The sequence below is a fragment of the Sulfitobacter mediterraneus genome (assembly GCF_016801775.1).
Taxonomy (GTDB): domain Bacteria; phylum Pseudomonadota; class Alphaproteobacteria; order Rhodobacterales; family Rhodobacteraceae; genus Sulfitobacter; species Sulfitobacter mediterraneus_A.
Map to the genome: position 1 here is coordinate 884,220 of NZ_CP069004.1, position 23,517 is coordinate 907,736.

Below are 23,517 nucleotides of genomic sequence, written 5' to 3' on the forward strand. Positions count from 1 at the left end.
GCAGCATCCCACTTTGAGTGCCAACACACTGTTTTCATTGAAAAGTAATTCGTTCCGGTCAAACTGGTCCGGCAACAGGCCAAAAAGGAGGGAAAAATGACCCCGAGCGAAACCGAATTGATGCTCAAGGGCTATGGATTAACCACTGCTGAAATCTTTTACCGGATGCCCGATTACACCCATGTGCTGAACAGTTACATCTGGCAGGATTACGATCTGGCACCAGATCACGAGAAACTGTTTGGATTTGTCGAGTTTTGGCAATCGGAGATCGAGGGCAAGCTGCATTCCTTGCGCTTTACCCATCGCAAGCTGATCGGCCCCGGTGAATGGCAAAATCAGGTGGGTGAATTCACCCTGCATTGATTTTCTCACGCAACGTCGCGGAAAAATCGCTGGCGACAGCGAAAGCGGCTGCCCTAGGCTGTGACAAACAGCAACTTGAGGGCCGACATGCACAGACTTCTGGTGGACCACCGTAATATCACGCAGACCAAGCTGGAAGCCGTGGACCCTGCGCCACTGTATGATGGTCAGGCCCGGCTCAAGCTGGAAAGCTTTGCCCTGACGGCCAACAATGTCACCTATGCCGCCTCCGGCTTTGCCATCGGATATTGGAAGTTCTTCCCGACGGGCGAGGACGGACAGGGTTTGGTGCCGGTCTGGGGCGTGGCCGAAGTGACCGAAAGCACCAGCGAGGATCTGGCGGTTGGCACCCGGCTCTATGGCTATTACCCCATGGCGGAGGAACTGGTGATCACCCCCAAGGCCGACGCCCATGGCAGCATTCTGGACGCCGCGCCGCACCGCAAAGACCTGCCGCTGATCTACAACCAATATGTGCCCGTTCATGGCGGCACCGCAGAGCAAGACCACCTGCGGGCGATTCTACAGCCGCTTTTGGCAACCTCCTATCTGCTGTTTGACTGGCTGCTGGACAACGATTGGTTTGGCGCAGAACAGATCATCATCGGCAGCGCGTCCTCAAAGACCGGGCTGGGCCTGTGCAAATACCTCGCTGAGCCGGAACAGCGCCCTTACAAGATTGTCGGCCTCACGTCAGAGCGCAATCGCGCCTTTGTCGAAGGTTTGGGCGCCTGTGATCAAGTACTCAGCTATGATGAAGTGGGCGATCTGGCGCAGGTGCCGTCGGTTTATGTGGATATGGCCGGCAACACTGAGGTCAAGGCAGCGCTGCACAGCCATCTGGCCGAGCAACTGCGCCATTCCGCCGCCGTGGGCCTCAGCCATTGGGACAAGTTTGAGCAAAAGCAAGAGCTTGCCGGGCCGAAGCCGGTGTTTTTCTTCGCCCCCGCGCAAGTCGCCAAACGCCGTGAGGATTGGGGGCCAGGCAAGATTGAACAGCAGATCACTCAGGCTTGGAAACGCATCGCGGCGGATGCATCCGGCTGGATGAACGTGGTGGTGCATGACGGCATCGCCGCCTCGGATCCGGTTTACAAATCGCTCGCGGATGGCAGTGCCAATCCCCGCGATGGCCATATCATCCGGCTGTGATCTCAGGGGCGGGCAGGGCGCAATGCCCTCAGGCCGAACAGCTTGCCCCGCCCAACACGCAGAACTTTGCACAATGCGGATGGTTCAGCGCCACGTCGCGCTCTGCCTCTTGCAAGGTCGTGCCCAGCTCGAATTCGGGATCATAGGGCAACAGGGTACAGGCCAGAACTGCCGGGGCCGCAGCACCCTTGCGTTTGACCACCATGCGCGAGGACGAACACATCACCGCGTCGGGTGATTTGTCCAAAATGCCCCAGCAGGCCGTGGTGATTTCAGGCACTTCGACGCTTTCGTCCATCTCGGGGAAAAGTACTGTTTTGGCAGGGTCTTGCGCGTCGATCTTAAATCCATGCTCGGCAAAGAACCGGCCATAGCCCGCGCGGCTGTCTTCATCGCTGTCGGCAAAGACCGAACGGCCCGCAACCGCCATCTGGAACCCGTTGTCACGCAGCCATTTCATGCCGGTCAACGTCTTGTCAAACGCCCCTTCACCGCGCTCTGCGTCATGCAGATCCGCGCGGTAGTGATCGACGGAGATTCGCAAGGTCAGCTTGCCCGGATAGGTCTTGTTCAGCCGCAACAAACCCGCCTGCATGGTCTTGCGCATCATCGGACGCATCGCATTGGTCAGAATCAAAACCTCATAACCCGCCGCCAGCGCGGCCTCGGTCATCTCGATCATTTGGGGGTTCATAAACGGCTCACCACCGGTAAAGGCGATTTCGCGCACCGGCCAGTCGCGGGCTTTGATCTGGTCCAGATAGTCACGCACCTCGTCCGCCGTGATATAGACCAACGCATCATTGCTGGGGCTTGAGGCAATATAACAGTTCACACATTCGATATTGCACAGGGTGCCGGTGTTGAACCAAAGCGTCTCAGGATGGGTCAGCGCCACCCGCGCACGCGCCTCGCCCTTGGCCGTGACAGCGGGATCTTTGAATTTGTCGAGATTTGCCCCGGCAAGATCTTTCATGTTTGGTCCTTGTGCGATGGGTTGTGATGTCCATTATCTGCTAAGGTATAGCGGCAGTGCGCGAAAGTCCTAGCATGAGGTGATGCACAACCTTGTGATGCCGCGTAGAATATGCATGTTAGCGATAACATTCCTGGTGCAGGCACGTTTGAAACAAGAAAGGTCACAGCGATGGTTTCGAGAGTGATTCCCGTGGATCCCTTTGATCTCGTGATTTTTGGCGGCACCGGTGATCTGGCGCGGCGCAAAATCTTGCCGGGTCTGTTCCGCCGTTTCTGTGCCGGTCAGGTCCCCGGCGATGCCCGTATTGTCGGCGCCGCCCGTACCGAACTGGACAGTGACGGCTATCGCCAGATGGTCCGCGAAGCGCTTGCAGAATTTGGCCGTGACATTGCTTGCGATGAAGGCACGCTCAGCGGTTTTCTTGATATGATCCAATACCTTGCCATCGATGCCCGCGGCGAGACCGGATGGGCCGAGCTGGCCGAACTGATGGTCGGCAAGGGCAGGGTGGAAGCCTTCTATTTCTCAGTTTCTCCGGCCTTGTTTGGCGATCTGGCCGAACGGCTGCAACACTGGGGGATGGCCGATGAGGACAGCCGGATTGTGGTTGAAAAACCCTTCGGGCACGATCTGGCCTCTGCCAAGGCATTGAATGCGACGCTGGCCCGTTATTTTGACGAAAAGCAGATCTACCGGATTGATCACTATCTGGGTAAAGAGACCGTGCAAAACCTGATGGCTGTGCGCTTTGGCAACATGCTGTTTGAACCTTTGTGGAACGCGCAATACGTCGATCATGTGCAAATCACCGTGGCCGAAACCGTCGGCGTTGGTGGGCGCGGCGAATATTACGACAAGGCCGGTGCGATGCGCGATATGGTGCAAAACCACCTGATGCAACTGCTCTGCCTGATCGCGATGGAGCCGCCCGCGCGGTTTGACCCGGACGCGGTGCGTGACGAAAAGCTCAAGGTGATCCGTTCCCTCGATCCGGTGCTTCCGCATCACATTGCGCGGGGCCAATATGATGCCATGCCCGGCAATGAGGCCGAGATGCCCAGCTATCGCGAGGCGGTCGATCATCCGCGCAGCCGCACCGAAAGCTTTATCGCGCTGAAAACCCACATCAGCAATTGGCGGTGGGCTGGCACGCCGTTCTATCTGCGTACCGGCAAACGCATGGCGGCACGATCCTCCGAGATCACAGTGATTTTCAAGGACACCCCGCATTCGATCTTTGCCGAAGACGCCGGACGCCACCGCAATGTATTGTCCATCCGCCTGCAACCGAACGAAGGCATCACGCTGGGTGTGACAATCAAGGAACCGGGGCCGGGCGGCATGCGTTTGATCGACGTGCCGCTGGACATGACCTTTGCCGAAACCCTGGGCGTCGATGGCTCTGACCACGTAGATGCCTATGAACGGCTGATTACGGATGTGATCCGGGGCAACCAGACCCTGTTCATGCGCGGCGATGAGGTCGAGGCCGCCTGGGCTTGGACCGATCCGATCATCGAAGGCTGGGAGGCCCGCAACGACGTTCCGAAACCCTATGACATCGGGTCCGACGGGCCCACCGATTCAACCGAGATGATGCGCCGCGACGGACGTGAATGGCGAAAGGTAACACCATGAAATTTATCGAATATCCAGACCGTGAGCTTTTGACCATGCGGGTTGCTGACGAACTGGCAGGCGAAATCGAAAATGCGCTTTTCACCCATGACAGCGTGTCTTTTGCCGTGCCCGGCGGCACCACACCGGGGCCGATCTTTGACATGCTCAGCGGCACCGATCTGGGGTGGGACAAGGTCAATGTGATGCTCACTGATGAACGCTGGGTGCCCGAAGATCACGATCTGTCCAACACACGGCTGGTGCGCGACCGGCTGTTGACCGGTCCTGCCGCTGCCGCGACCTTCCTGCCGTTCTACCGCGCGGGTCAGACGGCGGCAGACGCCTGTCCGGAAGTGGCGGAGACGCTGACGCCTCATATGCCGCTTTCGGTTCTGGTGCTGGGGATGGGCGATGACATGCACACCGCATCGCTGTTTCCCGGCGCACCGGGGCTTGAGGCCGCTTTGGATGGCCACGCCCCCTTGCTCTGCCCGATATCGCCGCCCGATCAGGACATTGACCGCGTGACCCTGCCGGCCCATGCCCTCAAAGGGGCCTTGTCCACGCATGTGGTGATCTTTGGCGCCCTCAAGCGCAACGCACTGGAAAAGGCACAGCATCTCGCCCCGAAAGACGCGCCCATTGCCGCAGTTCTGGGCAATGCAACTGTACATTGGGCCGCATGATGGACAATTGGACCCGCCTGAAAAGCCGCTTTGACGCCACCAGGGATCGCCCGCTTCTGGCGCTCTTCGAAGAGGAAGGCCGCGCCGCACATTACGCCGTGCAAACCGAACACATGCGGTTTGATTATGCAAAAACCAACATCGATGCGGACACCCGCGCCGATCTGATCGCCCTGACCGAGGCCGCGGATGTGCCGGGCAAACGGGACGCAATGTTTAGCGGCGCGGCGATCAACAGCACCGAAAACCGTGCCGTATTGCACACCGCCCTGCGCAATCTGGATGGTGGGCCGGTCTATGTGGAGGGGCAGGATGTGATGCCGGGCATCCATGCCACTTTGGCCCGGATGCGCGCCTTCGCAAATGAGATCCGCAGCAGCGATATCACCGATGTTGTCAATATCGGCATTGGCGGTTCTGACCTTGGTCCCGCGATGGCGACGGCCGCGCTCAAACCCTATCACGATGGCCCGCGCTGCCACTTTGTTTCAAACGTCGATGCCGCCCATATCGCCGATACGCTGGCGGGGCTCGACGCCAAAACCACGCTGGTGATTGTCGCCTCCAAAACCTTCACCACGATTGAAACCATGACCAACGCCCGCACCGCACGGGCCTGGATGCAGGATCATGGCGGCGATCCCAAAACCCAATTCGCCGCGCTCAGCACGGCAGAAGAAAAAACCAGCGCTTTTGGTATCGACCCCAAACAGGTCTTTGGTTTTGAGGACTGGGTCGGCGGGCGTTATTCCGTCTGGGGGCCGATCGGGCTTTCACTGATGATCGCCATTGGTCCCAAAGCGTTTGACAGTTTCCTGCGCGGTGCACAGGCGATGGACCGGCACTTCCGGGCGGCAGAACCGTTGGAAAACATGCCGATCATGCTGGCGCTGGTCGGCATTTGGCACAACCAGATCTGCGGCTATGCAACCCGCGCAGTGCTGCCTTATGATCAACGACTGGCATTGCTGCCCAGCTACCTGCAACAGCTTGAGATGGAATCAAACGGCAAATCTACCTTGCTCGACGGCTCGGATCCCCGGCGCCACAGTGGCCCCGTGGTTTGGGGCGCGGCAGGCACCAATGGCCAACACGCCTTTTACCAGCTGATCCACCAGGGCACCCGCGTCATTCCTTGCGAATTCATGGTCGCCGCCAATGGGCATGAGCCGGATCTGGCCCACCACCATCAACTGCTGATCGCCAATTGCCTTGCCCAATCCGAAGCGCTGATGCGCGGCCGGTCCCTGACGGAGGCGCGCAAATTGATGCAGGCCAAGGGCCATGAAGGGGATGAGCTGGAACGCCAGGCCCGCCACCGCGTCTTTCCGGGCAATCGCCCCTCCACAACGCTGGTCTATGACCGGCTTGACCCCTTCATCCTTGGCCAGATCATCGCGCTTTATGAACACCGCGTCTTTGTCGAGGGGGTGATCCTCGGCATCAACTCCTTTGACCAATGGGGCGTTGAACTGGGCAAGGAACTGGCCACCTCGCTGCAACCGCTTGTCGAAGGCAGCGCGCCCGCGACCGGCAAAGACGGATCAACCGCCGCGCTGCTGGATTATATCCTCAACCGGCGCAGTTAACCTTCTTCATTTGGCCGGAAAACCTCCGGGGTGTTTGAGGGGCAGCGCCCCTCATTCCCAAATAGATCAAATGCGGCGCAGCCGCGCCTTTTGCTACATCAGATCCGGGGCGCGGCCGACGCGGTTGGCCAGTTTGCCCACCGTAAGCCCCTGCACAATAATGGAAAACACCACGACGATATAGGTGCAGGTCAGGATAAGCGGCTTCCATTCCCCATCCGGCAGGGACAGGGCCAGCGCCACTGATATCCCGCCTTTCAGGCCACCCCAGGTCATGATCGGGGTCACGCCCTGACTGAACGTGCGAAACGGCTTCAACATACTGATCGGCACGGCCACAGCAGCCAGACGCGCCAAAAGCGCGATAAAGATCGTGGCCACGCCGGTCAGCAACATATCGCCGGAAAAAGCGATGGCAAAAACCTCGAAGCCGATCAAAAGGAACAGAACCGCGTTCAAGATCTCGTCGATCAGCTTCCAGAAGGCATCAACATACCGACGGGTTTCCTCGGACATGCCCCGTGCCGCGCCGACATCACCGATCAGCAAACCGGCACAGACTGCCATAATCGGCGCCGAGACATGCAGCGCCACAGCCAGTTCATAGCCGCCAAAGGCCAGCCCAAGCGTCAGCAGCACCTCAAGCGAGTAATCATCAATCCGCCGCATCACCCGAAAGGTGATCCAGCCCAGCACAAGCCCCAGCACCGCGCCGCCAAAGGCCTCCTGCACAAACAGCAAGACCGCCGCGTTCAGGGGGCTGCCGTCACTGCCGTGGTGTGCGCCTGATGGAAATGCCAGCCCCACCAGCACCAGGAACACAACATAGCCAACCCCATCATTAAAAAGGCTTTCTCCGGCGATCTTGGTCTCCAGCGTCTTGGGCAGATCCGCCTCACGCAGCACCCCAAGGACCGCCACAGGATCAGTGGGAGAGATCAGTGAGCCAAAGACCAGCGCAATCAGGATCGGCATGCCGGTCAGCCATGAAAAGGCAAAGCCCACCACCAACGTGGACAGCGCCACACCCAGTGTCGCCATCAAAAACACCGTCACCCATTCGCGGCGCAGATCGCTCAGCTTCACATGCAGCGCCCCGGCAAACAGCAGCAGACCCAGCATCCCCTCCAGCAGCGCTTCGGAAAAGTCGATGCCGGTGACAAAGCCGCGCACAGTGTCCGCGATGCCAAGGGCGGGCCAGATCAAATCAAGGCCCAGCAATCCAAAGGACGCCAAAAGAGAGACCACCAAAATCCCGATCGCCGCAGGCAGTTTGAGATAGAGGTAATTGATCGCCCCGAAACACCCCGCCAGAACAATCAACAACGAGGTGACTTGCAGGACATTCATGCGCCCGTGGCCATGTCATATGTGATCCACATGGTGCGCGTCGCCAGTTGATCATAAACGCCGCGCCCGCGGTAATTGTCATCCGCCGTGATCCAGCGCACCACGGTCCAGCCGTTTTGCTGCGCGATCTCGCCTACGCCTTTGATCAAGGCCTGCGCCGCACCGCTGCCGCGTGCGGCCGGATCCACGAACAAATCATCCAGAAAACACTTCACAGCGGCGCTCAAAGGGCTGGCGAAGGGGCGATAATGGGTCAGTCCGATGGCCGCGCCCTGCTGATCCACCGCCAGCAGCCCGTTCACCTCATGGGCATCATCCATCAGCCAGCCGAACACGCGATCGCGCATCTCTGCGGTTTGCTCCACCTTATAAAATTTCGCATATCCGGCATAAAGGCGATCCCAATCAGCGCGGTCTTGGGCGGTTACGGGGCGAATGGTTACACTCATGGCATTTCCTTTGGTTGCAGTGGGGGCAGGGGTTTGCGCTACCTCTACACAGATGCACGTTCAGGGCAACATCACCTGCCCCCCGATGCCCCGCAGATCGCCAGCCGATAACGCCTTACGACATAACGTCATTTCCCCCCCGGCAGAGTGACCGCGCTTGCAAGACCGGGGCAGATTGTCCAATCTGACGCGAATGTTCACGGAGGAGAACCCGAATGCTTGGTCAAATGATGTCCAAACCCCTGCTGATTTCCAGCCTGATCGAACACGCCGAACGTTATCACGGCGAAGCGGAAATCCATTCGGTCAACACCGGTGGCGGCATCGAGGAAACCAGCTGGGGACAGGTGGCTCGAAACGCCCGCGCCATGGCATCGGCACTGACCGCATTGGGGTTGGAGCCGCAAGCCCGTTGCGGCACCATCGCATGGAACAACCGCCGCCATCTTGAGCTGTATTTTGGTGTCTCGGGCGGCGGCTTTGTCTGCCACACGATCAATCCGCGCCTGTTCCCCGAACAACTTGTCTACATCCTCAACCATGCTGAGGACAAAGTGTTGTTCATCGACAAAACCTTTGTGCCTCTGGTGGCTGCAATCCGCGACAAGCTGGAGCATCTTGACCACATCGTTCTGATGGAAGGCCATGACGCCGAAGCCGAAAAGACGCTGCCGGGGCTGAAGTTCTATGATGATCTCGTGGCCTCTGGCGATCCGGAGTTTTCCTGGCCGGAACTTGATGAAAACATCGCCTCAAGCCTTTGTTATACTTCGGGAACAACGGGAAATCCCAAGGGCGTTCTTTATTCCCACCGCTCCACCGTCTTGCACAGTTTTGCGGTGAATTTCGCCGACAGCATTTCCTTCTCTGCCGCTGACATCGTACTTCCTGTGGTGCCGATGTTCCATGTCAACGCATGGGGCGCGCCCTATGCCTGTGCGCAGGTTGGCGCGCGGATGGTGATGCCGGGGCCGGGTTTGGATGGGCCCTCGCTTTTGGGGCTTATTGAAGATCTCAAAGTGACCGTGGCTTTGGGCGTGCCGACGATCTGGCTGGGCCTTTATGGGGAGGCCAAGAAATCCGGCGCCAAGATGGCCAGTTTGCAACGCACTGTTGTGGGGGGGTCGGCCTGTCCGCCATCGCTGATCACCGCCTTCCGCGAGGAATATAATGTCGACACCATTCACGCTTGGGGCATGACAGAGATGTCACCCGTCGGGTCGGTGAACCGCCCGCTGGCCAAACATGGCGATCTGCCAATGGAAGAGCAGCACAAGCTGCGCGAAAATCAGGGCCGTCCTGTGTACGGGGTGGAGCTGGAGATCCTCGACGAGAACGGTGCGCCGCTGCCTCATGATGGCGTCACCCAAGGCGATTTGGTCACGCGCGGGTATTGGATTGTGGACAGCTACTTCCGTTCCAGCACCGAAGAAACACTTGAGAACGGCTGGTTTCACACCGGCGATGTGGCGACGATGGATGCAGACGGCTATGTGACGATCCGCGACCGGTCCAAGGACATCATCAAATCGGGCGGTGAATGGATCAGCTCGGTCGAGCTGGAAAACATCGCAATTGCCCATCCTGATCTGGCCGATGCGGCGGTGATTGGCGCGACCCATGAAAAATGGGACGAACGCCCGATCCTGATCGCCGTCAAGGCCGAAGGGGCCGACCCGGCAGAGGCCGATGTTCTGGCGTTCTTTGATGGCAAGATTGCCAAATGGCAGGTGCCGGACCGCGTTGTCTTTACCGATGTTCTGCCGCGCAACGCCACGGGCAAGGTGCTCAAACGCAACCTGCGCGATGAATTTGGCAAGATCCTGCTGGGTTGATCAGGCTTTCCAGCGCTCCAGACGGGGAATGCCGCGCGTGAACATCCACGCCATCACTTTCGGCATGCCTGACCGCATCAGCGCTTCGACGCAGTGCTGCTGAAATTCCTTTACTGTTGCATCGGGGTGCCGAAAGGCGCCCTGATCATAGCAAATGGAACAATATGTCTGGCTTTTGCTGCCGTCGGCCTCCAATCCGCCGCCCTGCGGATCCTTGGACAGCGGCATTCCGCAGCTTTGACAACTCCCTGACATGGTTTTCTCCCTTCTTCTCTTGCGTCACTGCTGGGACCATTCTATAAACCATGGACCACTGTCAATGGTTTTGAGGGAAAAATGCGCATCGGTGAACTGGCCAAACGGGCAAAAGTGTCTCGAGATACGATCCGGTTTTATGAACGCCACGGTTTGATCCGCTCAGACGTCGACCCGGAGGCTGGCAACAGCTACCGGATTTACCCCGAAGACGCGGTGCTGACCTTGGATGTCATCCGCGATGCCCAGGCCGCAGGGTTGAGTATTGCCGACATCAGCATGTTTCTGGCGCAGTTTCTGGCCCAAGCTCCGGAGACCGAGGCCGGGCAGGGGTTTCTGGAGACCAAGATTGCCGAAGTGCGAAGCCGGCAAGAGGCGGGCGCACGGTTCTTGCAAATGCTCGAACAGACCAAAGCCGCACTGGACCGCGCGCCGCAAGATGGTCTGGATGAAATGACAAGCCGCGCCAAGGAGTGATCAAGAACCTGCGTCTTCACGGCCCGTGGCAAACTGCTGCATCTGTTCAAAGGGCGGCAACCACGCCGCGCGGCGCTTGCACCACAACTCATAGGTTGGCGTGAACTGATCCGGTGCATCCATCGCGCCCAGGTGCAGCTCAACCTCATCACCGCTGCGGGCAAAAACGGACGAGCCGCACACAGGACAAAAATGCCGTCCGTTGTAGTCGCGGGTCTCCCCCTCGATCTGAACAGAGGTCACAGGAAAAACCGCTGCCGCATAAAACAGCGCCCCGTGATGCTTGCGGCAATCCACACAGTGACACAGACCCACGCGCACTGGCGGTCCCGCCGCCTCAAACTTGACCTTTGCGCAGGCACATCCGCCGGTAATCTGTTTCATCTGCCGAGATCCATTGAAACTTGCTGCCGCAGGATAGGACAAGATCGGCTGAGATGCCATGCCGGCCAGCAGAGTCATTCCCTCGCGTGAACCCAGATCTCGGCCTCTGGTTCATGGGGCGCCCGCGTTCCGTCCGTCTGCGCGCCCAGTCTTTTCGCCACCGCCTGCGACTTTGTATTGTCGCAGTCTATATAGCTGAAAAGCTGCGTTAACCCCAGATTTTCGCGGGCCCATGATTTGACGGCCACAGCAGCTTCGGTGGCGTAACCTTTGCCCTCAGCACCTTCAAACAGATGCCAGGCCAGCTCAATCTCTGGCCAATCGGAATGCTTGATCAATCCCACGCGGCCAACGGGCTGCCCTGTTTTCTGTTCGACCACCATGAAAAAGCCAAAGCCGTGCCAATGCCAGTGGCCAACACCGGCCAAGAAACCGAACCAAGCCTGCTGCGGAGTGCCGGTTTCGCCCTGCGCGACCATAGACGGGGCGCTGGTCATGAAGCGGGTGAATGCTTGCAAATCCGCCCGGTCCGGTCCACGCAGGATCAGCCGCGCCGTGGTCAACACGGGTGCTGTTGTAAGGTCTTGCATCACGGGCTTTCTATTGGCGGTCCTGGGTGAGGGGATCATAGCGTGGGTCGCCCCCGGCAAAAAGGCAGTGTTCAACGCGAAAGACTGTTTTTCAGGTTGCTAGACCGTCGCTTGATCCGCCTCTATGGGCAGGCTTTCGTCCGGGCCCCATTCGCTCATTGAATTTTCATAGACCGCAACATCGTCATATCCAAATTGATGAAGCCAGAACGCATCGACAGTGGCGAAAATACCGCCGCCGCAATAGGTGATATACCGATCCGCCCCATGACCCGCAGCGCGTTCGAAAGCATGCGATATTTCCTCGGGGGGCAAAAAGGCATGGGTCTTCGGGTCCACCAGCTCGGCCTGCGGGACATTTATGCTTCCCGGAATGCGCCCCGGCCTTCCATAACGTGGATTTTCCCCTGAAAAGACATCGCGCCCAAGCGCGTTCACCAGGCATGTCGCCGGGTTCCCGATTGAGGCACGCACCTCATCTTTGCCGACAAAAACCTCCGGTCTTAGCCGGACGGAAAGATTGCCTCTTGGGTAAGTGCTGGCGTCAGTGGATTGCGGGCGATCCTCCGCGACCCACTTTTCAAAGCCGCCATCAAGCACGGATGCATTATCAAATCCCAACCACCTTAACATCCACCAGAAACGGGTTGCCCATGATGGGCTGCTGCGACTGTAAAGAATAACGCGCGTGCCATCGCCTATGCCGGCGCTCTCGAATGCAGCGGCCACGGTTTCGGGGGCAGCCAAGGTCATCCCAAACGGACTGTCATCCTCGGAAAAGTCCCGCTGAAGGTCGAAATAATGCGCGCCGGGGATGTGACCGGCGCGATGCTCATCCGCGCAATTGAGCACGCGATAGGGCCGTTTTCCGCCTTCCTCGAACTGCAAAACAGTCGAGCAGTCAAATATTCTGAGATCGGGATCATGCAAATGGTCCGCGAGCCATCCGGTCGTGACAAGGGCATCGGGATACCTGAGAGAACGGCCCATCAGCCTTCCACCAGATCGTAATGCTTGATCGTTCGTGCTTGGACCAATTCGGCCTCTGCCGGATCGATGTGAGGGCTTTGGTAATCATCGCCCACAAATGCCTTCAAGGCGTCCAGACTTTCCCACACCATGACGAAACTGAACTCTCTGGGGGAGTCAGGCCGGGGCGCACCGGGGAGCACCTGCACGATCCCCTTGGTGCCTTTCATCAATGGGATTGCCGTTTCGTGGAAGAAGCGTCCGAACTCCTCCTCCTTGCCAGGTTTGGTCAATACCTGAAATATGCGCATGATCATCCATCCGTCCTCCTTTTTGCACGGCTCTTGGATGTATGGCTGCCTCGTATCTCAAGAGCATATCACATCCTGCACGGCCTGTCTGACTAAGGTCAGGCATTGGGATAAGATACTAGGATATATCAATATTTTTGACGGAGCCGAGCTGTCTGGTCAAAAGCCGTGGTGTTTCACAGGTGGATGGTTCAGCAAATCGGCTGAGCCCGCCAAGTGTTATCGATGATCAGGAACGTGACAAACCGGTTGCGCCATCGCAACTGGAACAGATCGCGCAATTTGAGAAGGGTTTGGAGCGGGTAACGAGAATCGAACTCGTAACTAAAGCTTGGGAAGCTGCCGTGATACCTTTTCACCATACCCGCGCTCAGGTTTGAAATATGCGTGGCGGGCAGGGGCGTCAAGGGCAGACCAGCAGCCTGCCCGATATTTCCAGCCGCTTCATTTCATCCGCGCCGCCGCCGTCTGCGGCCGCCGCCAGCCTCTCCGCCATCGCCGCCGCCGGTGTTAAAGGTCTCGCTTGGCAGAGTGACGATGCTGTTCAGGATCGGGAAGGGCTCCACCGCATTGGGGATGGCGGAGGCATTCACAAAATGCTCCTGAAAGCGGGGTTCAATTGCGGTTTCGATCTTGTGAATGGCCCGCACGGTTTGTTCGATCTCGGCCCGTGCCTCGCGATTCAGCAGGGCAATCCGTGCCCCGGTGCCCGCCGCGTTGCCCGCCGATGTCACCTTGTCCAGCGGCGCATCAGGGATCATGCCCAGAACCATCGCATGTTTGGTGCTGATATGGGCGCCAAAGGCCCCGGCCAGCACAATGCGATCCACATTCTGAACGCCAAATTTGTCCATCAGCAAGCGCGCACCGGAGTAAAGCGCCGCCTTGGCCATCTGGATCTCGCGGATGTCGCGGTTGGTCACGGTGATCTTGGGGCCGCCCTGGGCCGTGCCGTCATAAACAAGGTAGGAATTGGTGCGCCCGTCGGCGAAAACCATCGGGGATCCCGTCTGTTCAGCCGTGCCAATCAGACCGGGCGCATCGACGATACCATGGATGCGCATTTCGGCCACCATTTCAATGATACCGGAGCCGCAGATGCCGGTGACACCCGTGGTGGCAATGGCCGCGTCAAAGCCCGCTTCGTCGGACCATAGATCGCAGCCGATGACCTTGAACCGCGCAACCTTGGTGGCGGGGTCAATCTCAACCCGTTCAATCGCGCCGGGTGCGGCCCGCTGACCAGACGAGATCTGCGCCCCCTCAAATGCAGGGCCAGTGGGCGAGGAACAGGCAAGCACCTTTTCCTTGTTGCCCAGCAGGATCTCGGCGTTGGTGCCCACATCCACCACCAACACCAGATCTTCAGATTTATCCGGCGCCTCGCTCAGCGCCACGGCGGCGGCATCGGCGCCCACATGGCCTGCAATGCAAGGCAGCAAGTACACCCGCGCAGATCGGTGAATGTTCAGCCCCAGATCCGCCGCCCGCAACCGGATCGCATCAGAGGTGGCCAGGGCGAAGGGGGCCTGACCCAGTTCAAACGGATCAATCCCAAGGAACAGGTGATGCATGACCGGATTGCAGACGAACACCGCGTCGACGATCAATTCCTTGTCGATCCCGCCTTCGGTGGCGATCTGGCTAAACAGACCATTCATGCCCTCGCGCACTGCGCGGGTCATTTCATCCGCGCCAGAGGCATTCATCATCGAATAGCTGACCCGGCTCATCAAATCTTCGCCAAAGCGGATCTGCGGGTTCATCACACCGGAGGAGGCAATCACCTCGCCTGTGGCCAGATCGCACAGATGCGCCGCAATGGTGGTGGAGCCAAGATCGACCGCAAGACCGTAAACCGTGCCTTCGTAATAGCCTGGCCAGATCGCCATGATGCGTGGGGCGTTTTCGGCATCCCCAAGATGCACGGCAACGGTCACTTTCCAGTTGCCCTTGCGCAGCACCGGTTGCATCACCTGCAGGATATGCAGATCGGCGGTCACATCCTCCAGCTGCCATTGATCTTTCAGCGCGGCCCGCAGCCGCTCCAGATCGCCGGAAGGGTCGTGCATGTCAGGCTCCTGCACCTCGACATAATAAAGCTTGGTGGTGGGGTTGATGACGATGTCCCGCGCCTCGGCGCGTTTGCGCACCACCTGTTTGTGCACCTGGCTTTCGGGGGGCACGTCGATCACCACATCGCCCTGAACCGCCGCCTGACAGCCCAGCCGCCGCCCGTCAATCAGCCCGCGCTTGTCCTTGTAGCGCTGTTCGACGGCATTCCATTCGGACAAGGCATCATCGCGCACTGTGACTTTATGTTTGGAAAACTCGCCATAGCTTGGCGTGATCTGGCATTTGGAACAAATCCCGCGCCCGCCGCAGACGGAATCGAGATCAACCCCCAACTGCCGCGCGGCGGTCAGAATGGGGGTGCCAACCGGAAAATGCCCGCGCTTGCCGGATGGGGTGAAAATCACCAGAGGATCACTGCTCATTGCCTGCACCTTTGACTGCCTTTGCGGGCAGCATAGCGAGGCAGACCGGAAGGGAAAGCCAGCCTGCGGCAAAAAGCAGGCCAGACCCGTCATTTAGAGAGGGATTTTAGATCTTTACTTGAATGATCTCGCCCTGATCGCGCCCGTTGAAACACGCCACGAATTCCAGAACGTCGATAAGGGCTTCGTCTTTGTGACTTGACGTCACAATAAATCGATCTTGCGCGGTCCCACTCCCAAGGATCAACGCATCCACATGGTCTTCAAGCGCTTCACATCCTTCGCCAAATATCGCGATGAGGCTGGCCCGCTGCGAAAGCCACTGCTCTACCATGCGCGAAAGAACAAGGGAATCTGATACCGGACTATGCAGAACAATCTTTGGGCCGCCATCACATGTCATCCAAGAAATCCGAAACCAAGGGTGCATCCCGCAGTACCGCGGCCATCAACATTTATTCAACCAAAGAGTCTCCTCAACAAACTTTGTTTGACCGGTGCATTCAAGCAATGGAACTGATCGACTTCGCTCGCCTCCAAGTAACTATCATAGCGGAAGCCGATTAGCTCTTCGATCAATTCAACAGGAATCTCAAAAACAAAATCGACACCTGTGTCTCCGCGTTGTTCGTTGAACAAAGCAGATCTTCTCATTTCATATGTATCAGGTAAATCGCCGGTCGCTTCGATCTGGAAAATGTCGTCCCCGTCGCCGGCATGCGTGACCCGCCAAAGCTCTGTCCCACCCCTCCAGAAAGTGGCCGAACTCCACATCGTTGTCTCGTTGATCTCGCACAGACAGATGTCGTGATCTTCGGAAAAAGCCTCAATCTCTGCAAGTTTGGTTTGACCGAAAGTTTCCTCTTCGCTCCACAAAACCGTCCAGCCAGAGGACTTGATCTGAGCCACCCACCATTCTTCCTGTGGCATTTCGCTGCACAGCTGTTCAGCCGATAATCCGAAGGCATTCAAGACCTGCGCAGGGCTGGCCTTCGCTCCCAGAAAACAAATGCGAAAGCCCATGCCAAGCCCTCCCTAAAAACGCGAACTACCTAGCAAAAAACATGTTTTGCGTGTGATGGCAAGTCAGCTTGGGTTTTGCTCCGATTGATCCTGATCTGGACATTTCACCACCAATGCGCCATCACACGCCCTATGAAAACCTTGCATCAAAAACCATGCGCCCGCTGTGCGGCGCGAATTACCATCCCGGCCTGATTTGCCGGGCCGGGTCGGTTCCTGTTTTTGATGTTTCAACGCGCAAGCTGCGCTACCACAAGGTTTTTCTCACCATGACACATATACCAACGCTGCACATGCTTTGCGGCAAGATCGCCGCTGGCAAATCGACACTGGCCAACCAGTTGGGCCAAGCGCCCCGCACCGTTCTGATCTCGGAGGATGAATGGCTGGCGGCGTTATTTCCCGGTCAGCTCAACACGTTGGATGATTACATCGCCCATAGCCGCCATCTGCGAACCATCATGGGGCCGCATGTGACCGGGCTGCTGAGTGCGGGGGTGTCCGTCGTGCTGGATTATCCGGCCAATATGGTGCGCACCCGCGCGTGGATGCGCGAAATAATCCGGACCTCTGGCGCAGCTCATGTTATGCACCTGTTGGACCCGCCCGATGCGGTGTGCCTCAAAAGGCTGCGCAAACGCAATGCGCAAGGCGATCATGCCTTTGCCGCGACCGAGGCGCAGTTTCATCAGTTTGCCAAGTTCTTTGAGCCGCCCCGGCCAGAGGAAGGTTTTGAGGTCGAGGTGCATCAGGTCATAGGCGCCGATCAAAGCTGATCTCGAAAGGGCGGGGCTTTGGGAAGTAGCTAAAACTGGCTCCGCTCATGAAAGATAAAGCCCAGAAAATTCAGCAAAATCTGCGCCGCGAGGATCGTGGTGCTGCCCGATTGGTCATAATCCGGCGCCACCTCGACCAGATCAATGCCGACAATCTCATGCCTTTGAGCTGCCGCCTGCAGCAGCTCAAGTACCTCATAGTATAGAAACCCACCGTGGGATGGCGTGCCCGTGCCCGGCGCGATAGAGGGGCAGAAGGCGTCAATATCGATGGTCACATAAAGCCGCGCCCCTGCGGGCACATGTCCAAGCACCCCGCGCGGCCCCAACTCGCGGGCCTGCCGCACCGAGATGATATCGGACCCCATGGCGCGGGCGTCGTCATAGCCTTCTTTCGAGGTGGAACTGACATTGCGAATGCCCACCTGCGTCAAACCCGTCACATAATCCTTTTCCGCTGCCCGCCGCATCGGGTTGCCGTGTCCATGCCGCACCCCGTGGCGCACATCGACAAAGTCCAGATGCGCATCGATTTGCAGGATGTGGATGTCTCCCTGATCGTCAAAGGCACGGATACAGGGGATGTTCACCGAATGATCACCGCCGATGACCACGGGCAGGGCGCCCGCCGCCAATATCGCCCGCACGCCAATTTCGATGTTCCGGTGGCTGGCCTCGGTGTCGGTGTGCACGATATCTGCATCACCGATATCGACGATGTTCACATCGCCGGGCAGATAGGTCACGTCGTCCTCATGGTCATAGGCGCCGGCATGGCCAAAGCTGAACAGGGTCGAAGCCTCACGCACCCCGCGCGGACCAAACCGCGCCCCTGAACGCCACTGCGTGCCCGCATCAAACGGCGCACCCAGCACGGCCACATCCGCATCCAGCGCGTCCCAATCAGGCTCATATGGGCGCTTGCCAAAGGTCGAAATGCCCACAAATGGCAGGTTCAACCTGCCCGCATCATATCCGTGTTCTGCCATATTGCCCCCTTTGCCCGGATCATTGACCAGCACGCCCAACCACGCAAGCACCTTGCACGTGATCAAGGGCGCAATTGCCCCTTTCCAATTGTGGCCATCCGTGAAATAGCAAACCGCCAAATGAACCCATGACCCGAGGTGTATGATGGAGATTCGTGAGGCCCTGACCTTTGATGATGTGCTGCTTGTTCCGGGGGCGTCCTCCGTTCTGCCTTCCACGGCGGATACACGCACATTTGTGACCAAATCCATTGCGCTGAACATCCCGCTGCTCAGCTCCGCGATGGACACCGTGACCGAAAGCCGGATGGCCATTGCCATGGCGCAGGCCGGGGGCATGGGCGTGTTGCACCGCAATCTCGATATCGAACAGCAGGCACGCGAGGTGCGCCGTGTGAAACGCTTCGAAAGCGGGATCGTCTACAACCCGATTACCTTGACCCCCGATCAGACATTGGCCGACGCCAAAGCCTTGCAGGAACGCTACAACGTCACCGGTTTTCCGGTGGTGGATGGCTCTGGCCGGGTTGTCGGGATCGTGACCAACCGTGACATGCGCTTTGCCTCCGATGACAAGACCCCGGTCAGCGTCATGATGTCCACGGACAACCTTGCCATTTTGCACGAACCGGCGGACCGTGAAGAGGCCATCAGCCTGATGAAATCGCGCCGCATCGAAAAACTGTTGGTGACGGACAAAGATGGCAAGCTCACCGGTTTGCTGACCTTGAAAGACACCGAACAGGCGGTCCTGAACCCAACCGCGTGCAAGGACAATCTGGGCCGTCTGCGCGTGGCGGCGGCAACCACTGTTGGCGATGCAGGCTTTGAACGCTCGCAGGCGCTGGTCGAGGCGGGTGTGGATATGATCGTGATCGACACCGCACATGGCCATTCCGAAGGGGTGGCCCATGCCGTGACCCGCGCCAAGGCCCTGAGCAACGAAGTGCAGGTGGTGGCGGGCAATGTGGCCACGGGTGCCGCAACACGGGCGCTGATTGATGCGGGCGCGGATGCGATCAAGGTCGGCATCGGGCCCGGCTCGATCTGTACCACCCGTATGGTGGCCGGTGTGGGTGTGCCCCAGTTGACCGCGATCATGGATTGCGCCGCGGCGGCTGGCGACATTCCGGTGATCGCCGATGGCGGCATCAAGTTCTCCGGCGATTTTGCCAAGGCGATTGCGGCGGGCGCGTCCTGTGCCATGGTCGGTTCGATGATCGCGGGCACCGATGAAAGCCCCGGAGAGGTGATCCTTTACCAGGGCCGCAGCTTCAAAAGCTATCGCGGCATGGGATCACTTGGCGCCATGGCGCGTGGATCTGCGGATCGTTATTTCCAGAAAGACGCCGCCAGCGACAAACTGGTGCCCGAAGGCATCGAAGGGCAGGTGCCTTACAAGGGCAGCGCGGGCGCGGTTGTGCACCAGTTGGTTGGCGGCCTTCGCGCGGCGATGGGTTACACAGGTTGTGCGACCGTGGCGGAGATGCGCAAGGATTGCAGCTTTGTTCGGATCACCGGCGCCGGCCTGAAAGAAAGCCATGTCCATGACGTTCAGATCACCCGAGAGAGTCCGAACTACCGGATTGGATAAACACTTATGAACAGCAGCTTATCACGCAAACTAAAGGTAGTGATTGCGCCATGACACCGGGTGCACGGGTTGCTGCTGCGATCGAAATACTGGGGGATATGGCCGATGGGCTGGCGGCCGAACAGGCGCTGACCCGCTGGGCACGGCGCAGCCGTTTTGCCGGGTCAAAAGACCGTGCCGCGATCCGCGATCACGTGTTTGATGTGCTGCGCTGCCGGCGCACTGCGGCGCACTACGGCCAAGGCGATACCCCTCGGGCCTTGATGATCGGCGTCCTGCATCAACAGGGTGCAAAACTGGATGATCTTTTTACCGGCGATGGCCATGCGGCTGCGCCGCTGTCGGACCACGAACGGATGTTCCCGGATCCCCCGACGGATCAGGCTGTGGCATGGAACCTGCCCGATTGGCTGATACCTGCTTTTGTATCCTCGCTTGGCGAAACGGCAGATCAGGTGGCCGTTGCCCTGCAAGACCGTGCACCGGTTTTCCTTCGGGTGAACAGCCTCAGGACCAGCCGTGAGCAGGCACGGGAATCATTGGCCGCTGAAGGTGTTGATACCGCTGATAACCCCCTGTGCGACACGGCCCTGACTGTCATCGACGGCGCGCGCAAGATCCGCAATTCCAATGCCTACCTGCAAGGACATGTCGAACTGCAAGACGCCGCCAGTCAGGCGGTTGTGGCAGCACTTCCCGCAGGTGGCCGCGTTCTCGATTATTGCGCAGGGGGCGGCGGCAAGGCCCTGGCGATGGCAGCAGACCCGGATCGCAAGATTTTTGCCCATGATATTGACCCGCGCCGTATGGCCGATTTGCCGGGGCGGGCGGATCGTGCGGGCGCTGAAATCAAGACTTTAAGCACCGAACAAACTGTTCAATCCGAAAAGTTCGACGTGGTCCTGTGCGACGCGCCTTGCTCGGGCTCCGGCGCATGGCGGCGGGCGGCAGAAGGCAAATGGACCCTTTCGGCGGACCAACTGGCGAGGCTCAACCAAACCCAGGACGATATTCTGGACAAGGCGGCGGCATTGACATCCTCCGGCGGCCTGTTGGCCTATGCCACCTGTTCGGTCTTGCGGGCCGAAAACGAAGACCGGGTCGAGGCGTTCTTGGCACGGCATCCGCGCTGGTCCATGACCTATTCCCGCCGGTTTGACCTTGGTCCAGACGGCGATGGATTCTACACAGCACACTTGACGCAAGATTAACTGACACGGCATGCAACTCAGGGGTGCATAATGAGCGATAGTTAATCGTCGATTAACTCTTCGTGCCCCTAATGCGAGCGGAACTCGTTTGGGGGGACTGGCTTGAATACCGCTAAACCGCAATTGGATCCAACGGAACCGCCGCCCACGGCGGGCCGGATCAGGATGTTTGTTGTGCTGTCCGTGTTGCTGGCTGTATTGGCCGTGATCGCGCCGCACCGCATCGCGACATTGTGTTTGCTCACGGCTGCAACGACGATATTGGCCTTTGCCTGCCTGCGTGCCTATCGGGATGCCCGCCGGATGAAAAAGGACGTTGGCAAGGTCAATATCGTGGCTGATTTTATCGCCAATGACACGGTGGCCAGTCTTGTCACCACACGGGATGGAACTGTCACGCTCCAAAACGCTGCCGCAACGCGCATGTTCAAGAACGACGATAATGTCACGCTTGCCAATATCTTGTCCGGCACTTTTGCCAGCCCGCAGGCCATTTTGTACCGCCTACAATCGCGTGCAACCGTCACCGGAACCGCCCATGAGGATATTGTAACCAAAACCGGCCATATGCGCATCGGCGTCCATGATATCGGGCAGGGCGGTCTGGTCTGGCGCATTGATCAGATACCGGACCGCACACCGCCACGCCAACCCCAAGAAGGCCAGCAATTGCCGATGGTTATGGTGGGACGCACCGATGCAATCCTGTTCATGAACGATGCCGCGCGGCGGCTGGTGGGCGGGCGTGTCAAATCGCTTGACCGGATGTTCACGCGGCTGCCTTTGCTGCCCGGCACACAGGCCGAGATTACCACCGCAGACGGTCCGCAAAAGGCGCTTGTTGCTGAGATCCAGGCCGGGGCAGGCCGACGGGCGATCTATCTTTTGCCGCCGCCCGATGTGCTGCAAACCGGCGAACAGGGATGGCAGGCTTTCCACGATCTGCCCGTTCCGATGATCAAGGTCGCCCCGGACGGGGCCGTCCAATCTTTCAACAAAATGGCCAAGACACTGGTCGGTGTGAATCTGTCCGAAACCGTGCATCTGTCTGATTTGATGGAAGGGTTAGGCCGCTCCATCACCGATTGGCTGAACGACACTTTGGCCGGTCGCAAGGTGCAGAAGTCCGAATTTTTGCGGCTTCGGCGCGAGGACAAGGAGGTTTTTGTGCAAGTCGTGCTGAACCCGATCAACGAAGACGGCAACCCCGCATTGATCGCGGTCATGCATGACGCGACTGAGCTGAAATCATTGGAGGCGAAGTTTGTACAAAGTCAGAAAATGCAAGCGATCGGACAACTTGCGGGCGGCGTTGCGCATGACTTCAATAACCTTCTGACCGCGATCTCTGGCCATTGTGACCTGCTGCTGTTGCGCCATGATCAGGGCGACAGTGATTATGGTGATCTTGTCCAGATCAGCCAGAACGCCAATCGTGCCGCCGCATTGGTCGGGCAATTGCTGGCCTTCTCGCGCAAACAGACCCTGCGACCCGAGACGTTGGATATGCGCGATACTTTGGCCGATCTGACCCATCTGTTGAACCGACTGGTGGGCGAAAAGGTCACGCTCACGCTCAGCCATGATCCGGTTCTGCAACCCATTCGGGCGGACAAAAGGCAGTTGGAACAGGTGCTTATGAACCTTGTGGTCAATGCCCGTGATGCCATGCCCGAAGGCGGAGAAATTCGGATTGTTACCGAATCCATCACCCTCAAAGATCCGCTGCTCCGCGATCAGGTTTCCGTGCCGCCGGGCCAATATGTCACCGTCAAAGTCATCGACGAGGGATCAGGCATTGCGCCCGACAAACGTGACAAGGTGTTTCAACCGTTCTTCACAACCAAACGCACGGGCGAGGGAACGGGCCTTGGCCTGTCCACGGCTTACGGCATCGTCAAACAATCGGGCGGCTTCATCTTTGTCGATTCCATTGTCGGCAAAGGCACAACCTTTGCGCTCTATTTCCCGGTTCTGGATCTGCCCGCCACGGTGCAGCCCGCAGCCGCAGCCAAATCTCTGCCTCCGCGGGCCCAGACCGAAGATGGCGTTATCTTGCTGGTCGAAGACGAGGCGCCGGTGCGGGCCTTTGCCAGCCGCGCCTTGCGTTTGCGTGGCTATACCGTGCTTGAGGCCGATTGTGCCGAGGCCGCGCTTAAAACCCTCGAAGATGCGAACCTGAGCATTGATGTCTTTGTGACAGACGTGGTGATGCCGGGCATGGACGGGCCAAGCTGGGTGCGCGAAGCGTTGAAAGTGCGGCCAGACGTGCGGGTGGTCTTTGTGTCAGGCTATGCCGAGGACAGCCTAGCGGAGGCGCAGACAAAAATCCCCAACTCCGTGTTCCTCCCCAAACCCTTTTCACTGAGCGAGCTGACAGACACGGTGGGGCAGCAACTGCACTGACGCCAAGG

At 58.7% G+C, this 23,517-nt stretch carries 23 protein-coding genes and 1 tRNA gene; 11 read left to right on the plus strand and 13 right to left on the minus strand.

Annotated elements, in window-relative coordinates; translation table 11 throughout:
* Window positions 1-96: 96 nt before the first annotated feature.
* Both JNX03_RS04250 and JNX03_RS04255 read left to right on the plus strand, forming a co-directional pair.
* Complete coding sequence (locus JNX03_RS04250) at window positions 97-366, plus strand: usg protein (protein WP_037907216.1); 270 nt, start codon at window positions 97-99, stop codon at window positions 364-366.
* An 87-nt stretch (window positions 367-453) separates the two neighbouring features.
* The gene (locus JNX03_RS04255) at window positions 454-1,518 is read left to right on the plus strand and encodes a DUF2855 family protein (RefSeq protein ID WP_203211195.1); all 1,065 of its coding nucleotides are present in this window, start codon (window positions 454-456) and stop codon (window positions 1,516-1,518) included.
* 28 nt (window positions 1,519-1,546) lie between these two features.
* On the opposite strand, the gene JNX03_RS04260 is transcribed toward JNX03_RS04255, so the two are convergent.
* Window positions 1,547-2,494 carry a radical SAM protein gene (locus JNX03_RS04260; RefSeq protein ID WP_203211196.1) on the minus strand — a complete coding sequence of 316 codons (948 nt, stop codon included), beginning with the start codon at window positions 2,492-2,494 and terminating at the stop codon, window positions 1,547-1,549.
* A gap of 171 nt (window positions 2,495-2,665) precedes the next feature.
* On the opposite strand from JNX03_RS04260, the gene zwf reads away from it, so the two are divergent.
* Genes zwf through pgi form a run of 3 tightly spaced genes read left to right on the plus strand, consistent with a single transcriptional unit; the run spans window position 2,666 to window position 6,392 of the window.
* Window positions 2,666-4,135 (plus strand): glucose-6-phosphate dehydrogenase, encoded by a 1,470-nt coding sequence (gene zwf, locus JNX03_RS04265; RefSeq protein WP_203211197.1) that lies wholly within the window; start codon window positions 2,666-2,668, stop codon window positions 4,133-4,135.
* Complete coding sequence (gene pgl, locus JNX03_RS04270; protein WP_203211198.1) at window positions 4,132-4,803, plus strand: 6-phosphogluconolactonase; 672 nt, start codon at window positions 4,132-4,134, stop codon at window positions 4,801-4,803. Before zwf ends, pgl begins: the two co-directional genes overlap by 4 nt.
* Window positions 4,800-6,392 (plus strand): glucose-6-phosphate isomerase, encoded by a 1,593-nt coding sequence (gene pgi / locus JNX03_RS04275; protein WP_203211199.1) that lies wholly within the window; start codon window positions 4,800-4,802, stop codon window positions 6,390-6,392. The genes pgl and pgi overlap by 4 nt, the downstream gene beginning before the upstream one ends.
* A gap of 93 nt (window positions 6,393-6,485) precedes the next feature.
* Here pgi and JNX03_RS04280 read toward each other — a convergent pair whose 3' ends face one another.
* On the minus strand, window positions 6,486-7,742 hold the full coding sequence (locus tag JNX03_RS04280; RefSeq protein WP_203211200.1) for a cation:proton antiporter: 1,257 nt from the start codon (window positions 7,740-7,742) through the stop codon (window positions 6,486-6,488).
* Window positions 7,739-8,191, minus strand: a complete 453-nt coding sequence (locus tag JNX03_RS04285) for a GNAT family N-acetyltransferase (protein ID WP_203211201.1) — start codon at window positions 8,189-8,191, stop codon at window positions 7,739-7,741. Before JNX03_RS04285 ends, JNX03_RS04280 begins: the two co-directional genes overlap by 4 nt.
* A 215-nt stretch (window positions 8,192-8,406) precedes the next feature.
* Between JNX03_RS04285 and JNX03_RS04290 the strand changes: the two genes are divergently transcribed.
* The gene (locus JNX03_RS04290) at window positions 8,407-10,026 is read left to right on the plus strand and encodes a long-chain-fatty-acid--CoA ligase (protein ID WP_203211202.1); all 1,620 of its coding nucleotides are present in this window, start codon (window positions 8,407-8,409) and stop codon (window positions 10,024-10,026) included.
* Here JNX03_RS04290 and JNX03_RS04295 read toward each other — a convergent pair whose 3' ends face one another.
* A complete protein-coding gene (locus tag JNX03_RS04295) occupies window positions 10,027-10,281 on the minus strand; it encodes a zinc ribbon domain-containing protein (RefSeq protein ID WP_203211203.1) in 255 nt (84 codons plus the stop codon). It lies immediately after the preceding gene.
* Between the two features lie 81 nt (window positions 10,282-10,362).
* Here JNX03_RS04295 and JNX03_RS04300 point away from each other — a divergent pair, with 81 nt between their 5' ends.
* A complete protein-coding gene (locus tag JNX03_RS04300) occupies window positions 10,363-10,758 on the plus strand; it encodes a MerR family transcriptional regulator (RefSeq protein WP_203211204.1) in 396 nt (131 codons plus the stop codon).
* Here the strand turns inward: JNX03_RS04300 and JNX03_RS04305 are convergent, their stop codons facing one another.
* From JNX03_RS04305 to JNX03_RS04340, 8 genes are all read right to left on the minus strand, one after another.
* On the minus strand, window positions 10,759-11,142 hold the full coding sequence (locus tag JNX03_RS04305) for a GFA family protein (RefSeq protein WP_203211205.1): 384 nt from the start codon (window positions 11,140-11,142) through the stop codon (window positions 10,759-10,761). It lies immediately after the preceding gene.
* Between the two features lie 74 nt (window positions 11,143-11,216).
* The gene (locus JNX03_RS04310; protein ID WP_203211206.1) at window positions 11,217-11,732 is read right to left on the minus strand and encodes a GNAT family N-acetyltransferase; all 516 of its coding nucleotides are present in this window, start codon (window positions 11,730-11,732) and stop codon (window positions 11,217-11,219) included.
* A gap of 99 nt (window positions 11,733-11,831) precedes the next feature.
* Complete coding sequence (locus tag JNX03_RS04315) at window positions 11,832-12,722, minus strand: sulfurtransferase (RefSeq protein WP_203211207.1); 891 nt, start codon at window positions 12,720-12,722, stop codon at window positions 11,832-11,834.
* Complete coding sequence (locus tag JNX03_RS04320) at window positions 12,722-13,018, minus strand: antibiotic biosynthesis monooxygenase family protein (RefSeq protein WP_203211208.1); 297 nt, start codon at window positions 13,016-13,018, stop codon at window positions 12,722-12,724. Before JNX03_RS04320 ends, JNX03_RS04315 begins: the two co-directional genes overlap by 1 nt.
* 288 nt (window positions 13,019-13,306) lie before the next feature.
* A tRNA-Gly gene (locus tag JNX03_RS04325) sits at window positions 13,307-13,380 on the minus strand.
* 81 nt (window positions 13,381-13,461) lie between these two features.
* Window positions 13,462-15,510, minus strand: coding sequence for an ASKHA domain-containing protein (locus JNX03_RS04330; RefSeq protein ID WP_203211209.1), 2,049 nt, complete (start codon window positions 15,508-15,510; stop codon window positions 13,462-13,464).
* Window positions 15,511-15,616: 106 nt separating this feature from the next.
* A complete protein-coding gene (locus JNX03_RS04335) occupies window positions 15,617-15,913 on the minus strand; it encodes a hypothetical protein (protein ID WP_203240781.1) in 297 nt (98 codons plus the stop codon).
* Window positions 15,914-15,969: 56 nt separating this feature from the next.
* Window positions 15,970-16,533 (minus strand): hypothetical protein, encoded by a 564-nt coding sequence (locus JNX03_RS04340; RefSeq protein ID WP_203211211.1) that lies wholly within the window; start codon window positions 16,531-16,533, stop codon window positions 15,970-15,972.
* Window positions 16,534-16,802: 269 nt separating this feature from the next.
* Between JNX03_RS04340 and JNX03_RS04345 the strand changes: the two genes are divergently transcribed.
* Window positions 16,803-17,309, plus strand: coding sequence for an AAA family ATPase (locus JNX03_RS04345; RefSeq protein ID WP_203211212.1), 507 nt, complete (start codon window positions 16,803-16,805; stop codon window positions 17,307-17,309).
* A 29-nt stretch (window positions 17,310-17,338) separates the two neighbouring features.
* Here the strand turns inward: JNX03_RS04345 and speB are convergent, their stop codons facing one another.
* Window positions 17,339-18,298 carry an agmatinase gene (speB, locus tag JNX03_RS04350; RefSeq protein ID WP_203212130.1) on the minus strand — a complete coding sequence of 320 codons (960 nt, stop codon included), beginning with the start codon at window positions 18,296-18,298 and terminating at the stop codon, window positions 17,339-17,341.
* Between the two features lie 145 nt (window positions 18,299-18,443).
* Between speB and guaB the strand changes: the two genes are divergently transcribed.
* The 3 genes from guaB to JNX03_RS04365 all read left to right on the plus strand — a co-directional run bounded on the left by guaB (window position 18,444) and on the right by JNX03_RS04365 (window position 23,509).
* On the plus strand, window positions 18,444-19,892 hold the full coding sequence (gene guaB / locus JNX03_RS04355; RefSeq protein ID WP_203212131.1) for an IMP dehydrogenase: 1,449 nt from the start codon (window positions 18,444-18,446) through the stop codon (window positions 19,890-19,892).
* A gap of 50 nt (window positions 19,893-19,942) precedes the next feature.
* Window positions 19,943-21,103, plus strand: coding sequence for an RsmB/NOP family class I SAM-dependent RNA methyltransferase (locus JNX03_RS04360; protein ID WP_203211213.1), 1,161 nt, complete (start codon window positions 19,943-19,945; stop codon window positions 21,101-21,103).
* A 165-nt stretch (window positions 21,104-21,268) separates the two neighbouring features.
* Window positions 21,269-23,509 (plus strand): ATP-binding protein, encoded by a 2,241-nt coding sequence (locus tag JNX03_RS04365; RefSeq protein ID WP_203212132.1) that lies wholly within the window; start codon window positions 21,269-21,271, stop codon window positions 23,507-23,509.
* The last annotated feature ends 8 nt before the right edge of the window (window positions 23,510-23,517 follow it).